General features: G+C 69.9%; 11 protein-coding genes and 2 tRNA genes. 6 read left to right on the top strand and 7 right to left on the bottom strand.

What is annotated here, in order from left to right:
* Positions 1-35 precede the first annotated feature (35 nt).
* The 3 genes from BM145_RS00325 to acs all read right to left on the bottom strand — a co-directional run bounded on the left by BM145_RS00325 (position 36) and on the right by acs (position 4,632).
* Complete coding sequence (locus BM145_RS00325) at positions 36-773, bottom strand: SPOR domain-containing protein (protein WP_093329886.1); 738 nt, start codon at positions 771-773, stop codon at positions 36-38.
* Positions 773-2,497, bottom strand: coding sequence for an arginine--tRNA ligase (argS, locus tag BM145_RS00320; protein WP_093329883.1), 1,725 nt, complete (start codon positions 2,495-2,497; stop codon positions 773-775). The genes BM145_RS00325 and argS overlap by 1 nt, the downstream gene beginning before the upstream one ends.
* A 209-nt stretch (positions 2,498-2,706) precedes the next feature.
* Positions 2,707-4,632 carry an acetate--CoA ligase gene (gene acs / locus BM145_RS00315; protein ID WP_093329881.1) on the bottom strand — a complete coding sequence of 642 codons (1,926 nt, stop codon included), beginning with the start codon at positions 4,630-4,632 and terminating at the stop codon, positions 2,707-2,709.
* Between the two features lie 256 nt (positions 4,633-4,888).
* Here acs and BM145_RS00310 point away from each other — a divergent pair, with 256 nt between their 5' ends.
* Complete coding sequence (locus BM145_RS00310) at positions 4,889-6,691, top strand: aminopeptidase P family protein (RefSeq protein ID WP_093329878.1); 1,803 nt, start codon at positions 4,889-4,891, stop codon at positions 6,689-6,691.
* On the opposite strand, the gene BM145_RS16485 is transcribed toward BM145_RS00310, so the two are convergent.
* Positions 6,688-6,810, bottom strand: a complete 123-nt coding sequence (locus BM145_RS16485; protein ID WP_281244322.1) for a hypothetical protein — start codon at positions 6,808-6,810, stop codon at positions 6,688-6,690. The two genes, BM145_RS00310 and BM145_RS16485, sit on opposite strands and share 4 nt — an antisense overlap.
* 89 nt (positions 6,811-6,899) lie before the next feature.
* Between BM145_RS16485 and BM145_RS00305 the strand changes: the two genes are divergently transcribed.
* Both BM145_RS00305 and BM145_RS00300 read left to right on the top strand, forming a co-directional pair.
* A tRNA-Thr gene (locus tag BM145_RS00305) sits at positions 6,900-6,974 on the top strand.
* A gap of 125 nt (positions 6,975-7,099) precedes the next feature.
* The gene (locus tag BM145_RS00300; RefSeq protein WP_093329876.1) at positions 7,100-7,597 is read left to right on the top strand and encodes a hypothetical protein; all 498 of its coding nucleotides are present in this window, start codon (positions 7,100-7,102) and stop codon (positions 7,595-7,597) included.
* 57 nt (positions 7,598-7,654) lie between these two features.
* On the opposite strand, the gene BM145_RS00295 is transcribed toward BM145_RS00300, so the two are convergent.
* The 3 genes from BM145_RS00295 to BM145_RS00285 form a co-directional block, all read right to left on the bottom strand.
* Positions 7,655-8,770: a CaiB/BaiF CoA transferase family protein gene (locus BM145_RS00295; RefSeq protein ID WP_093329874.1), complete on the bottom strand. Its 1,116-nt coding sequence runs from the start codon at positions 8,768-8,770 to the stop codon at positions 7,655-7,657.
* A 41-nt stretch (positions 8,771-8,811) separates the two neighbouring features.
* Positions 8,812-8,887: transfer RNA gene (locus BM145_RS00290), tRNA-Ala, on the bottom strand.
* Between the two features lie 83 nt (positions 8,888-8,970).
* Entirely contained in the window at positions 8,971-9,297 is a 327-nt protein-coding gene (locus tag BM145_RS00285; protein ID WP_093329872.1) for a TIGR02300 family protein, read from the bottom strand.
* Positions 9,298-9,406: 109 nt separating this feature from the next.
* On the opposite strand from BM145_RS00285, the gene aroA reads away from it, so the two are divergent.
* The 3 genes from aroA to rpsA all read left to right on the top strand — a co-directional run bounded on the left by aroA (position 9,407) and on the right by rpsA (position 13,432).
* Entirely contained in the window at positions 9,407-10,741 is a 1,335-nt protein-coding gene (gene aroA / locus BM145_RS00280; protein ID WP_093329869.1) for a 3-phosphoshikimate 1-carboxyvinyltransferase, read from the top strand.
* Complete coding sequence (gene cmk / locus BM145_RS00275) at positions 10,738-11,361, top strand: (d)CMP kinase (protein ID WP_093329867.1); 624 nt, start codon at positions 10,738-10,740, stop codon at positions 11,359-11,361. Before aroA ends, cmk begins: the two co-directional genes overlap by 4 nt.
* A gap of 367 nt (positions 11,362-11,728) precedes the next feature.
* Positions 11,729-13,432 carry a 30S ribosomal protein S1 gene (rpsA, locus tag BM145_RS00270; protein WP_093330744.1) on the top strand — a complete coding sequence of 568 codons (1,704 nt, stop codon included), beginning with the start codon at positions 11,729-11,731 and terminating at the stop codon, positions 13,430-13,432.
* Positions 13,433-13,437 lie beyond the last annotated feature (5 nt).

The raw sequence follows: 13,437 nt of genomic DNA, 5'->3' as shown, positions 1-13,437 counted from the left end.
CCCGCCCAGCCCTGCCAGATCAGGAGGCGATCAGATCAGGCGATGAAGCAGGTCTCGCCCGCGACGCGCAGCCGGCCGCAGATATCCGCCGCCTGGGCCGCGCTGCCCGCGTTGACGCGCAAGCGGTACAGCGTCTTGCCACCACGGGCGACGGGCTGCACCAGCTTGTCAAGCGCGGCGATGTAGCCGAACCGCTTGGAATACCGGTTCCAGGCATCGTTGGCGACCGCCTCGCTCGGATAAGCACCCAGCTGCACCAGGCTGCCGCCGCCGCTCGCCGCCTGCTCGGGCGGCCGCGATCCGGTGAGCGGCGCGGCGGCGACCAGCCGGCCGCTCGCCTGCGGCACCGCCGCCGTGGCGACGCGCCCGGCGGGAGCGTCGGTCGGCGTTGCGGCCGGCGGACGCTGACCGGCAACGGGCGCCTCGGGCACCGCGCGCAGGTCGATCGCGCCGGTGCCCGCGTCCTTGCCGGCGCTGGTCGCGATCGCGCTGTCGCCCTCGCCCTCCACTTTCAGGCCGCCGGGCTCGTTCGGGCGGACCTTGTAGTCGCCGGCCTGCGCCACGATCAGCTCGCCGTCGCCCGACGTGCCGGGCCTTTGCAGGATGATCGCGGCGAACACCACGCCCGCCACCACCACCACGCCGAGCAGCACCAGCGCGACGATCCGGCCGATCCCGCGACCCTCCTGCTCGTCGGGCTCGACCGTCTCCAGCCAGGGCAGCCGGTCGCCCCCATCGGCGTACCGATCGCGCAGGTCCATCTCGTCGGCCATCAGTTCATCTCCGAGACCGCCTCGACACCCATGATGGCAAGGCCGTTGCGAACGATCTGCCCGATTCCCGCCGCCAGGAAAAGCCGCGCGCGCGTCGCCGCGGGATCGTCCGGCTGAAGGAAGCGCCGGTCCGGCCGATCGTTGCCGACGTTCCACGCGGCGTGAAAGGCAGCCGCCAAGTCATAGAGATAAAAGGCGATCCGGTGCGGCTCGCGCGTCGCCGCCGCCGTCTCCACCGTGCGCGGGAACTGCGCGGCGAGCTTCATCAACGCCAGCTCGTCCGTCTCAAGGCGGGACAGGTCGGCCGCGCCCTCCTCGATCCCCGCCTCCTTCGCGCGCCGGTGCAGCGACGCGATCCGTGCGTGCGCGTACTGGACGTAGAACACCGGATTGTCCTTCGACGCCTCCACCACCTTGGCGAAGTCGAAATCCATCTGCGCGTCGGCGCGCCTGGTCAGCATGGTGAAGCGTACCACGTCCCGCCCAACCTCGCGCACCACATCGGCAAGCGTCACGAAGTTGCCGGACCGCTTGGACATTTTTACCGGCTCGCCGCCGCGCAGCAGCCGCACCATCTGGATCAGCTTGACGTCAAAGCGCGTCTCGCCGCCGGTCAGCGCGGCGACGGCGGCGACGATCCGCTTCACCGTGCCGGCATGGTCCGCGCCCCAGATGTCGATCAGCTGGTCCGCGTCCTGCGCCTTCTGATAATGGTAGGCGAGGTCGGCGCCGAAATAGGTCCACGCCCCCGTCGACTTCCGGATCGGCCGGTCCTGGTCGTCGCCGAACGCGGTGGAGCGGAACAGCGGCAGCTCCACCGGCTCCCAGTCATCGGGCAACTCGCCCTTGGGTGCCTCCAGCACGCCGTCATAGACCAGGTCACGCGCGCGCAGCTCGGCTTCGGCCGCTTCGGGCTTGCCCGCCGCCTGCAACTCGGCCTCCGACGCGAACCGCTCGTGATGGATGCCGAGCAGCGCCAGGTCCGCCTTGATAAGGTCCATCATCGCCGCCACCGCGCGCGTGCGGAACAGCGGCAGCCACTCCGCCTCGCCCGCCGCGGCGTAGCGGTCGCCGAACTCGCCCGCCAGCGCCTCGCCCACCGGCACCAGGTAATCGCCCGGATACAGCCCTTCCGGGATCGCCACCGTCTCGCCCAGCGCCTCGCGGTAGCGCAGGTGCACCGAGCGGGCGAGCACGTCGACCTGGCCGCCCGCGTCGTTGACGTAATATTCGCGGATCACCCGCGCGCCGGCGAACTCCAGCAGGTTGGCGAGCGCGTCGCCCACAACCGCGCCGCGGCAATGGCCCATGTGCATCGGCCCGGTCGGGTTCGCCGACACATATTCGATGTTGACGGTGACGCCCTGCCCGCTCGCCGAACGCCCGTAATCGGACCCGGCCGCGTGCACCGCCTCCAGCTCGCCGCGCCAGCTGTCGTCGCCCAGCACCATGTTGATGAAACCCGGCCCGGCCACGTCGACCCGCGCCACCTCGTCGATCTGCCGCAACCGTTCCGCCAGTGCCTCCGCCAATTCGCGCGGCTTCGCGCCGGCGGGCTTGGCGAGCACCATCGCCGCATTGGTCGCCAGGTCGCCATGGCTAGCGTCGCGCGGTGGCTCCACCGTGACGTTGCGCCGGTCGAGCCCGCCCGGCAGCACGCCCGCCTCGGTCAACTGGTCGAGCGCCGCGTCGATATGCGCGGCGAAACGGGTGTAAAGCGTCATGAGAAATCCGGGATGCGGCAAAGCCGGCTCTCTAGCGGGGAATTCCCGCCCGCTCAAATCACGTCACCGATCCTCCCCTTGCAGGGGAGGTGGCATGCCGCAGGCATGACGGAGGGGTGTCACGGGTCGCTCGAGCCCGAGCTTCGTAAGCGGCGACACCCCTCCACCGCTTCGCGGTCCCCCTCCCCTTGCAGGGGAGGATTGAATACCTACCCCACACGTCCCGCCACCAGCGCGTCCACCACCGCCGGATCGGCCAGCGTCGAGGTATCGCCCAAGGCCCCCACCTCACCCTCGGCGATCTTGCGAAGAATGCGCCGCATGATCTTGCCGCTCCTCGTTTTCGGCAGCCCCGGCGCGCCCTGCAACGCGTCCGGCGTCGCGATGGGCCCGATCTCGCGCCGCACCCATTGTTTCAGCTCGGTGGCCAGCGCCTCGCTCCATTCCTCGCCCGCGTTCAGCGTCACGAAGGCGTAGATGCCCTGTCCCTTCACCTCGTGCGGGAAACCCACCACCGCCGCCTCGGCCACCTTGGGGTGCAGCACCAGCGCGCTCTCCACCTCCGCCGTCCCCATCCGGTGGCCGGACACGTTGATGACGTCGTCGACCCGGCCGGTGATCCAGTAATAGCCGTCGGTGTCGCGGCGACACCCGTCCCCGGTGAAATACTTACCGGGATAGGTGGTGAAATAGGTCTGGAAGAAGCGATCGTGATCGCCCCACACCGTCCGCATCTGCCCCGGCCAGCTGTCGGTCAGGCACAGATTGCCCGCCGCCGCGCCGTCCAGCGGCACGCCCTCCCCGTCGACCAGCTGCGGCAGCACGCCCGGCAGCGGCCGGGTCGCCGATCCCGGCTTCAGGTCGGTCGCGTGCGGCAGGGCGGAGATCAGGATGCCCCCCGTCTCCGTCTGCCACCAAGTGTCCACCACCGGGCAGCGCCGGTCGCCGACGACCCGCCAGTACCAGTCCCACGCCTCCGGGTTGATCGGCTCGCCCACCGTGCCCAGCAGCCGCAGCGATCCGCGATCGTACTTCGTCACGTATCCGTCGCCCTCACGCATCAGCGCGCGGAGCGCGGTCGGCGCGGTGTAGAGGATGTTGACGCGGAGGCGATCCACTGTCTCCCACAACCGCCCATGGTCGGGGTGGCTGGGCACGCCGTCGAACATCACCGTGGTCGCGCCGTTCGCCAGCGGCCCGTAGACGACGTAGCTGTGCCCGGTCACCCAGCCGATGTCCGCCGTGCACCAGAACAGCTCACCCTCGCGCCAGTCGAACACGTCGCGGAACGTCTTCGCCACCCATACCAGGTAACCGCCCGTCGTGTGCAGCACGCCCTTGGGCTTGCCGGTCGAACCGCTGGTGTAGAGGATGAACAACGGGTCCTCCGCGTCCATCGGCTCGGCCGGGCAATCGCCGTCGACCATCGCCAGTTCCTCGTCCAGCCACACGTCGCGGCCCTCCACCATCGGCACCGCCGCGCCCGTGCGCCGCAGCACCAGCACGCTCTCGACACCGGGACAGGATTCGAGCGCCGAATCGACATTGGCCTTCAGCGGGATCCGCTTGCCGCCGCGGCAGCCCTCGTCCGCGGTCACCACCAGCCTGGGATCGCAGTCGTTGATGCGGTTGGCGAGGCTGTCGGGCGAGAAGCCGCCGAACACGATCGAGTGAATCGCGCCGATCCGCGTGCACGCCAGCATCGCCGCCGCCGCCTCCGGCACCATCGGCAGGTACAGCGTCACCCGGTCGCCCTTCGCCACGCCGTGCGCCTTCAGCACGTTGGCGAAGCGGCAGGTCAGTTCGTGCAGCTCGCGATAGGTCACCGTGCGCGTCTCACCGGGTTCGTCGCCCTCCCACACGATCGCCGCCTGATCGCCGCGCGTCGCCAAATGCCGGTCGAGGCAGTTGGCCGACACGTTCAGCTGCCCGTCGGCGAACCAGCGGATGCGGAAATCCGCCTGGTCGAACGACGTGTCCTTCACGACCGTGAACGGCCGGCTCCAGTCGATCACGCCCGCCTGCTCGCGCCAATAGCCGTCCGGATCGTTCCGTGCCGCCTCATACTGCCGCTCATACTCGGCGCGGTCGATCGATCCGGCGCGGCCGGCGGCGGGGTGGATGGTCTCGGTCATCGTCCTCTCCTCGTCGCGCGACCTTCCCGCCCCGCCCCCGCCCGGTCAAGCGCCGCACGCCGCCCCGTTTGGAGGAACCGTTGCCGGCCGCACCCACACCGTCACCCCGGACCCGATCCGGGGTCCATGCGTCCGCACCCACTTACGCCCGTGAGTTCGCGGCACGGTGGATGCCGGGTCACTGGGATGACGCCGCGGGAGATCGGCCAAGCACCACCGGCTGTCCCCCCACGGCCGGTTCTGCCATATCCCGACCATGACGACCCATCACGACCGCCTCGTCGCGCTCCGCGCCGAACTCGCCGCCCGCCACCTCGACGGCTTCGTCGTCCCCCTCACCGACGAACATATGAGCGAGTATGTCGGCGCCTACGCGCAGCGCCTCGCCTGGCTCACCGGCTTCGCCGGCTCCGCGGGCAGCGCCACCGTCCTGGCGGACCGCGCCGCGATCTTCACCGACGCGCGCTACACGCTCCAGGTCCGCGAACAGGTGTCCGCCGACGACTATGACTATATCGGCGTGCCGCAGGGATCGGTCGCCGCCTGGCTGGCCGAGCACGCCTCCGCCGGCGCGCGGATCGGCTACGATCCCTGGCTCCACACCCGCGCCTGGGTCACGGAGGTCACCGCCGCCCTCGCCGGCACGGGCGCCACCCTCGTCGCGGCAGACACCAACCCACTCGACGCGATCTGGACGGACCGCCCCGCCCCCTCCCCCGCGCCACTGGTCGTGCAGCCCGACCACGTCGCCGGCGCCTCCTCCGCCGCCAAGCGCGCCGAGGTAGCCGACTGGCTGGTCGAGAAAAAGGCCGACGCCCTGGTGGTCGCCGCGCTCGATTCGATCGCTTGGCTCCTCAACGTCCGCGGTGCCGACGTCGACCACACCCCGGTCGCACTCTCCTACGCGATCGTCCACGCGAACGGCGAAACCGACCTGTTCGTCGCACCCGACAAGCTCACCGACGCCGTCCGGCAGCATCTCGGCAACGCCGTCCGCCTCCACGACCGCGCCGACGTCGCCACCGCCCTCGGCCGCTTCGCCGGCAAGCGCGTCGTCGCCGATCCCACCGGCGCCGTCGCCGCGATCGCGCAGGCGCTGGAAGCCGGCGGCGCCTCCGTCGTCGCTTCAAGAGATCCGACCATCCTGTTGAAGTCCTTGAAGAACAAGGCGGAGGTCGCCGGCCACCGCGCCGCCTCCGCCCGCGACGGCGCCGCCCTCACCCGCTTCCTCCGCTGGGTCGAACGGACCGCGCCGACGGGCGAACTCACGGAGCTTTCCGCCGCCGCGAAGCTGCATCAGTTCCGCCGCGACACGGGCGCGCTGCTCGACCTCAGCTTCCCCGCCATCTCCGCCACCGGCGCGCACGGCGCCATCCCGCACTACCACGTCACCCAGGAGTCGAACGCGCCGATCCTGCCGGGCCAGCTCTACCTGATCGATTCCGGCGGCCAGTACGCCGACGGCACCACCGACGTGACCCGCGTCGTCCCGGTCGGCCCGCCCACGCCCGAGATGCGCGACCGCTTCACCCGCGTGCTGAAGGGCCACATCGCGGTTGCCACCGCGATCTTCCCCGACGGCACGTCGGGCGCGCAGATCGATGCCTTCGCCCGCCGTCCGCTCTGGGAAGCCGGCCTCGACTTCGGTCACGGCACCGGCCACGGCGTCGGCGCCTATCTGGCGGTGCACGAGGGGCCGCAGCGGATCGCCCCGCCCAGCTATCCCGGCGGCCAGTCGCTCGAACCCCTGCGCGCCGGCATGATGCTGTCGAACGAGCCCGGCTACTACAAGGCGGGCGAGTACGGCATCCGCATCGAGAATCTGCTGCTCACCGTTGCCCACGCTGTGCCCGGCGGCGATCCCGACCGCGCCATGCTTGCCTTCGAGACGCTGACGATGGCGCCGATTGAGCGCACCCTGATCGACGCCGCCCTTCTCACCGAGCAGGAGCGCGCTTGGCTGGACCGCTATCACGCCCAGGTCCAACGGATCATCGGCCCGCTGCTCGACGGCGACGACGCGACCTGGCTCGCCGCCAAATGCGCGCCGATCGCCTAGCCGCGCTCCTCCGGCGCGGGCGGCGGCGAGGCGGCGGCGTCGCGCGCCTGAGCCTTGCGCCGCCGCAGATTCTCCCGCAGCGCCGCCGCCAACCGTTCCGCTTTCTCGTCCTTCGTCATGGCCGCGGTGTAAAGCAGCACCGATCCGCTTGACAATGCGCGCCGCCTCCGCTCTAGGCGCGCTTCGCCCGGGGCAACCCGCTGGCCGTGCTGCCGTAGCTCAGTGGTAGAGCGCATCCTTGGTAAGGCTGAGGTCGTGAGTTCAATCCTCACCGGCAGCACCATTTTCCGCTAAGATCCCCGACCCAGGGGTATGTCGCGCGATCGATGCGTCCCGCGCCGCGATGCCGTGCAACCGCGCGTGCCGATCGATCGTTGCGCACTCGTTCCATTTCTTCGAGGCATTCCGATGATCCGCACCCTCGCCGAACTCGACGCCGTGGCGGACGAGTGCCGCCGCATGGTCACCAAGCGTGCGCTGGTCTCCGCCGGTGCCGCGGTGGTGCCGATTCCCGGCGCCGACCTGGTCGCCGACGTCGGCATCCTGTCCAACCTGCTGCCCGCGATCAGCGCCAAGTTCGGCCTGCGCGAGGATCAGGTGGAGAAGATGGAGCCCGGCCGCGCCGCGCAGGTGCTGGTGATCGCGTCCAGCATGGGCAACAACGTCATCGGACGCGCGATCACCAAGCGCGTGGTGATCGCGCTGCTACGCCGCATGGGCGTGCGCGTCGCCACCGCCTCCGTCGCCCGCTACGTGCCGTTCATCGGCCAGGCGGTGGCGGGTACGATCAGCTTCGGCGCGATGAAGCTCGCCGGCAACGCCCATATCGACGATTGCCACGCCACCGTGAGGCGGCTGATCGACGACGCGCCGCCGCAGCTCGGCACGACGGCCGCCTCCGCGTGACGGCATTGTGACCGCGGCATGAGACAGGGGCGGGCGGCTCGCCGCTCGCCCCTGAAATCAGCCGCTCGTCGGCAGCGCCGGCGACGCGAGCGGCGACACCATCCGCTCGCCGTCGATGACGATCGGGCTGGCCACGCCGGGAATGCCGTCGATCGCCAGCGCCATCTCCCGCGCGACCACCTGCGGGTCGGCGAAGGTCTCCGCCACCGTGTTGATCGGCCCGGCCGGGATGCCCTGCTCCTCCAGCGCCCAGGCGAGTTCCGCCTTGCGCCACCCGCCGATCGCGGCGCCGAGCAGCGGGATCAGTGCGTCGCGATGCGTGACCCGCGCCGGGTTGGTCGCGAAGCGCGGATCGTTGGCCAGGTTGAGCCCCAGCACCGCGCACAGCCGCCGGAACTGCCCGTCATTGCCGACAGCGACGATCAACTCGCCGTCCATCGCCGGAAACGCCTGGTACGGCACCAGATTGGCGTGGCCGTTGCCCATCCGCCGCGGCACGGTGCCCGATGCCATCCAGTTGAGCGCCTGGTTGGCCAGCACCGCCACCTGCGTGTCGAGCAGCGCCATGTCGACGTGCGCGCCGCCGCCACCCGCGTCGCGTCGGCGCAGCGCCGCCAGTACCGCCACCGCGGCGTAGACGCCGGTGAAGATGTCGGCATAGGCGATGCCCGCCTTCTGCGGCGGCCCGTCCGCCTCGCCGTTCAGCGACATGAAGCCGCCCATGCCCTGGATGATGAAATCGTATCCCGCCCGGTGCGCGTACGGCCCGGTCTGGCCGAACCCCGTGATCGAGCAGACCACCAGCGCCGGCTTGCGCGCGCGCAAGGCAGCGGCGTCCAGTCCATAGGGTACGAGGCCGCCGACCTTGAAATTCTCGATCACCACGTCCGCCTCGGCGATCAGCGCGTGCACCGCCGCCTGCCCTTCCGGCGTGGCGATGTCGATCGCAACCGAGCGCTTGCCCCGGTTGGCCGACTGGAAATAGGCGGCACCGCGCGCGCAGCCGTCGGCGTCGGTGACGAAGGGCGGCCCCCAGGACCGGGTGTCGTCGCCGCTGCCCGGCCGCTCGACCTTGACCACCTCGGCGCCCAGATCGGCGAGCAACTGCCCGCACCACGGCCCTGCCAGGATGCGCGCGAGTTCCACCACCTTGATGCCGGCGAGCGGTTTCATGCGAGGGAAATGCCGATGATGCGGTAATCCGCGAGGGGGAATGGTGGAGCCGAGGGGGATCGAACCCCTGACCTCTGCAATGCCATTGCAGCGCTCTCCCAGCTGAGCTACGGCCCCATTCCCGTCGGGAGGCAGCCCACTAGCGGGCCGCCTCCGGCTTGGCAAGCGGCCTTTTTCAAAAGCCGCTCGCCGATCTCAACTCAATGCTCGTCCTCGTCCTTCGACGTCTCGACGCCCAGGTCGTCGTCGCCGCCCAGATCGACCTCGTCGTCGGCCGACGGCTCCTCGTTCTCGCCGGTGATCGCGCCGATGTCTTCCTCGTCGTCGCCTTCCAGATCCGCGTCGGGCTTGCTGCTGTCGGGCTTGGCCTGCTCGAACGACAGCGGCTGCTTCGACTTCAGGATCGGCTCCGGCTCCCACGCGTAGCTGCAGTTGATGCAGGTGACGGGGTCGTCCTTCGCGAGGTCGTAGAAACGCGTCGCGCATTTCGGGCACGTACGCTTCGTGCCCCATTCCGGCTTGATCATGCCGTGTCCTAGCCTTTCGGAATACGGGTTCGCGGGCCGGGAATGGCCCGGTCCGTGACGTGGGGCGCGCCTTGCCATAGGGCAAGCCGGCTGTCAAAGCGCCGCCCCGATGGTCCATTCCCCTCCCCAATCGCGCCTGGTCGCCGCGCGCGGCGCGCTGTTGGGCGCGATCGCGGTGCCGGGCGACAAGTCGATCAGCCACCGCGCGCTGATGTTCTCCGCCCTCGCCGTCGGCACCAGCCGGATCGAGGGACTGCTGGAGGGGGAGGACGTGCTCGCCACCGCCGCCGCGCTGCGGGCGATGGGGGCGACGATCGTCCGCCGCGATGACGGCGTCTGGCAGGTCGACGGCGTCGGCGTCGGCGGGCTGATGCAGCCGGACGGCGCACTCGACATGGGCAATTCGGGCACCTCCACCCGCCTGCTGATGGGCCTGGTCGCCTCGCACCCGATCACCGCCACCTTCACCGGCGACGCGTCGTTGTCGAAGCGGCCGATGGGGCGCGTGATCGAACCGCTGTCGACGATGGGCGCCGATATCACCGCCTCACCGGGAGGGCGCCTGCCGCTGATGGTGCGCGGCCTCTGCCCCGCGGTGCCGATCGACTACACGCTGCCCGTCGCCTCGGCGCAGGTGAAATCGGCCATTCTCCTTGCCGGGCTCAACACGCCCGGCATCACCCGCGTGATCGAGCCCGTGCCGACGCGCGATCATTCGGAGCGGATGCTCGCGGGCTTCGGCGCCGACCTCAGCGTCACCGAGACGGCGGAGGGCCGCGTCATCGCGCTGCGCGGCGAGGCGGAACTGCGCCCGCAAGCCATCGTCGTGCCCGGCGATCCCTCGTCCGCCGCCTTCTGGCTGGTCGCCGCATCGATCGTGCCGGGATCGGACGTGCTGGTCCGCAACGTCGGCCTCAACCCGACGCGCACCGGCCTCCTTACGGCGCTGCGCCTGATGGGCGCGTCGATCGAGGAACAGGACCCGCGCACCGTCGGCGGCGAACCCGTCGCCGACCTGCGCGTCCGCCACGCATCCCTGCGCGCGGTCGAGGTGCCCGCCGAGCTCGCCCCGTCGATGATCGACGAGTATCCCGCGCTGTTCGTCGCCGCCGCTTTCGCCGCCGGCACGACGGTCGCCCGCGGCGCGCACGAGCTGCGCGTCAAGGAATCGGACCGGATCGCCGCCATGGCCGCCGCGCTCGGCGCGTGCGGCGTCGCGGTGGAGGAGCACGACGATGGCCTGTCGGTCACCGGCACCGGCGGCGCCCCCATCGCCGGTGGCGCGACGATCGCGACGCTGCTCGACCACCGCATCGCGATGAGCATGGCGGTCGCCGCGCTCCATGCCGCGGCGCCGATCACGCTCGACGATGCGGCACCGGTCGCGACCAGCTACCCGGCCTTCTTCGCCACCCTCGACCAGCTGACGGGACACCGCGCATGATTATCGCCGTCGACGGCCCCGCCGCCAGCGGCAAGGGCACGATCGCCAAGGCGCTCGCCCGCCACTACAAGCTGCCGCATCTCGATACCGGCCTGCTCTACCGCGCGGTCGCCGCCACCGTGCATCGGTTGGAACTCGATCCGGCGCGCGAGGCGGACGCCGTCGCCGCCTGCGACTTCGACGAGCTCGCGCTGGCCGATCCGGTGCTGCGTACCGACGAGATCGGCCAGCTCGCCTCTATCGTCTCCGCCCACCCGCTGGTCCGCGCCTCGCTGCTCCGCCGCCAGCAGCGCTTCGCTCATCAGCCGGGTGGCGCCGTGCTCGACGGTCGCGACATCGGCACGGTGATCGCGCCGGATGCGAACGCCAAGCTGTTCGTCAAGGCGACCCCCACCGTCCGCGCCCGCCGCCGCCATGCCGAGTTGCAGGCACACGGTTCGACGCTCAGCTTCGACAAGGTACTCGCCGATATCCGCGCCCGCGACGCCCGCGACAGCGGCCGCTCCGCCGCCCCGCTCGTCCAGGCGACGGACGCGGCGACGCTCGACACCAGCTTCCTGTCGATCGACGAGGCGGTGTCCCAGGCGATCGCGCTGGTGGAGGCCGCCCGCGCCCGCTGAATAAAGCGCTGTCCTACAGGCAGGCTTTATGTAAGCGTTGTCTGACGCTCTTGATTGCATCGTTTTTGGAAACGATCAGCTCCGCATGTTTCGTTCCAGGAGTCAATCGAGTCAAGCGATCGTCACCTTCGCTTCCTTGCCTGATCGCGCCTTCTGAGCTATATCCATGGTGTCCAGCGAGCAGGTGCTCGCGGAGGCAGGCGCGGAGGCTCGTCCTCACGCGCCCTTTTCGCATGTGGCGAACCGCGCCTTCGCAAGCTTCAGCCCGACGGATGCCGTGCCGGCACCCGGCCGTCGCGGCGTTTTGGCCAAGACCAGCGGAACCAACCGCTTGGCCGGAAAAGACCTTGAGGAACTGAACCCCTTTATGGCTACCCAGGTACAGCCCACCCGCGACGATTTCGCGGCGATGCTCGATGACATGTTCGGCGGCGCCGACAGCTTCGAGGGTCGCGTCGTCCACGGCACCGTGACCGCGATCGAGAACGACATGGCCGTCATCGACGTCGGTCTGAAGTCCGAAGGCCGCGTGCCTCTGCGCGAATTCGCCCCCGCTCCCGGCCAGAAGGCCGAGCTGAAGGTCGGCGACGAGGTCGAGGTCTATGTCGACCGTGTCGAGAACATGCACGGCGAGGCGATGCTGTCGCGCGACCGCGCCCGCCGCGAGGCCGCCTGGGACAAGCTGGAGGTCGAGTTCGCCAAGACCGCGCGCGTCGAGGGCACCATCTTCGGCCGCGTCAAGGGCGGCTTCACCGTCGACCTGTCCGGCGCCGTGGCCTTCCTGCCCGGTTCGCAGGTGGACATCCGCCCGGTCCGTGACGTCACCCCGCTGATGGACCTGCCGCAGCCCTTCCAGATCCTGAAGATGGATCGCAAGCGCGGCAACATCGTCGTCTCGCGCCGCGCCGTTCTCGAAGAGACGCGCGCCGAGCAGCGTTCGGGCCTGATCCAGAGCCTCGCCGAGGGTCAGATCATCGACGGCGTGGTGAAGAACATCACCGACTACGGCGCCTTCGTCGATCTCGGCGGCATCGATGGCCTGCTGCACGTCACCGACTTGAGCTACAAGCGCGTCAACCACCCGTCCGAGATGATCAACATCGGCGACACGGTGAAGGTGCAGATCATCCGCATCAACAAGGACACGCAGCGCATCTCGCTCGGCATGAAGCAGCTCGAGAGCGATCCGTGGGACGGCGCGCAGGCGAAGTACCCGGTCGGCGCCAAGCTGTCGGGCCGCGTCACCAACATTACCGAGTACGGCGCGTTCGTCGAGCTGGAGGCCGGCATCGAGGGCCTGGTCCACGTGTCGGAGATGAGCTGGACCAAGAAGAACGTCCATCCCGGCAAGATCGTCTCGACCTCGCAGGAAGTCGAAGTCGTCGTGCTCGAGGTCGACTCGGACAAGCGCCGCATCTCGCTCGGCCTCAAGCAGGCGCAGAACAATCCGTGGGACGCGTTCCTGGCGGCCCACCCCGTCGGCTCGACGGTCGAGGGCGAAGTCAAGAACGCGACCGAGTTCGGCCTGTTCATCGGTCTCGACGGCGACGTCGACGGCATGGTCCACATGTCGGACATCGCCTGGGGCGTGTCGGGCGAGGACGCGCTGGCGCTGCACCGCAAGGGTGAGATGGTCCAGGCCGTCGTGCTCGACATCGATGCCGAGAAGGAGCGCATCTCGCTCGGCATGAAGCAGCTGGAGCGTGGCGGCGTCGCCGCGCCGGGTGCGGCCTCGGTCAACAAGAACCAGGTCGTCACCGTCACCGTGCTCGAGGTCCGCGACCAGGGCCTCGAAGTGCAGCAGGGCGACGACGGCGCGACCGGCTTCATCAAGCGCACCGATCTCGGCCGCGACCGCGACGAGCAGCGTCCGGAGCGGTTCCAGGTCGGCCAGAAGTTCGACGCGATGGTCACCGGCTTCGACCGGTCCAAGAAGCCAACCTTCTCGATCAAGGCCATGCAGATCTCCGAGGAGAAGCAGGCCGTGGCGCAGTACGGTTCGTCCGACTCGGGCGCGTCGCTCGGCGACATCCTCGGCGCGGCGCTGAAGGCGCAGACCGAGAAGAAGTAAGCGGC

This window comes from Sphingomonas rubra (assembly GCF_900115745.1).
In the GTDB taxonomy this organism is placed as follows: domain Bacteria; phylum Pseudomonadota; class Alphaproteobacteria; order Sphingomonadales; family Sphingomonadaceae; genus Sphingomonas; species Sphingomonas rubra.
The sequence above is the reverse complement of the archived record's forward strand: the minus strand, read 5'-3'. Positions and strand labels throughout refer to the sequence as shown.

Excerpts from the sequence above, each read along its gene's own strand:
- BM145_RS16485 (WP_281244322.1), bottom strand. The coding sequence starts at position 6,810 with ATGACGAAGGACGAGAAAGCGGAACGGTTGGCGGCGGCGCTGCGGGAG.
- BM145_RS00285 (WP_093329872.1), bottom strand. The coding sequence starts at position 9,297 with ATGATCAAGCCGGAATGGGGCACGAAGCGTACGTGCCCGAAATGCGCG.
- BM145_RS00300 (WP_093329876.1), top strand. The coding sequence starts at position 7,100 with ATGATCCGCACCCTCGCCGAACTCGACGCCGTGGCGGACGAGTGCCGC.
- acs (WP_093329881.1), bottom strand. The coding sequence starts at position 4,632 with ATGACCGAGACCATCCACCCCGCCGCCGGCCGCGCCGGATCGATCGAC.
- argS (WP_093329883.1), bottom strand. The coding sequence starts at position 2,497 with ATGACGCTTTACACCCGTTTCGCCGCGCATATCGACGCGGCGCTCGAC.
- BM145_RS00325 (WP_093329886.1), bottom strand. The coding sequence starts at position 773 with ATGGCCGACGAGATGGACCTGCGCGATCGGTACGCCGATGGGGGCGAC.
- cmk (WP_093329867.1), top strand. The coding sequence starts at position 10,738 with ATGATTATCGCCGTCGACGGCCCCGCCGCCAGCGGCAAGGGCACGATC.
- BM145_RS00310 (WP_093329878.1), top strand. The coding sequence starts at position 4,889 with ATGACGACCCATCACGACCGCCTCGTCGCGCTCCGCGCCGAACTCGCC.
- rpsA (WP_093330744.1), top strand. The coding sequence starts at position 11,729 with ATGGCTACCCAGGTACAGCCCACCCGCGACGATTTCGCGGCGATGCTC.
- BM145_RS00295 (WP_093329874.1), bottom strand. The coding sequence starts at position 8,770 with ATGAAACCGCTCGCCGGCATCAAGGTGGTGGAACTCGCGCGCATCCTG.
- aroA (WP_093329869.1), top strand. The coding sequence starts at position 9,407 with ATGGTCCATTCCCCTCCCCAATCGCGCCTGGTCGCCGCGCGCGGCGCG.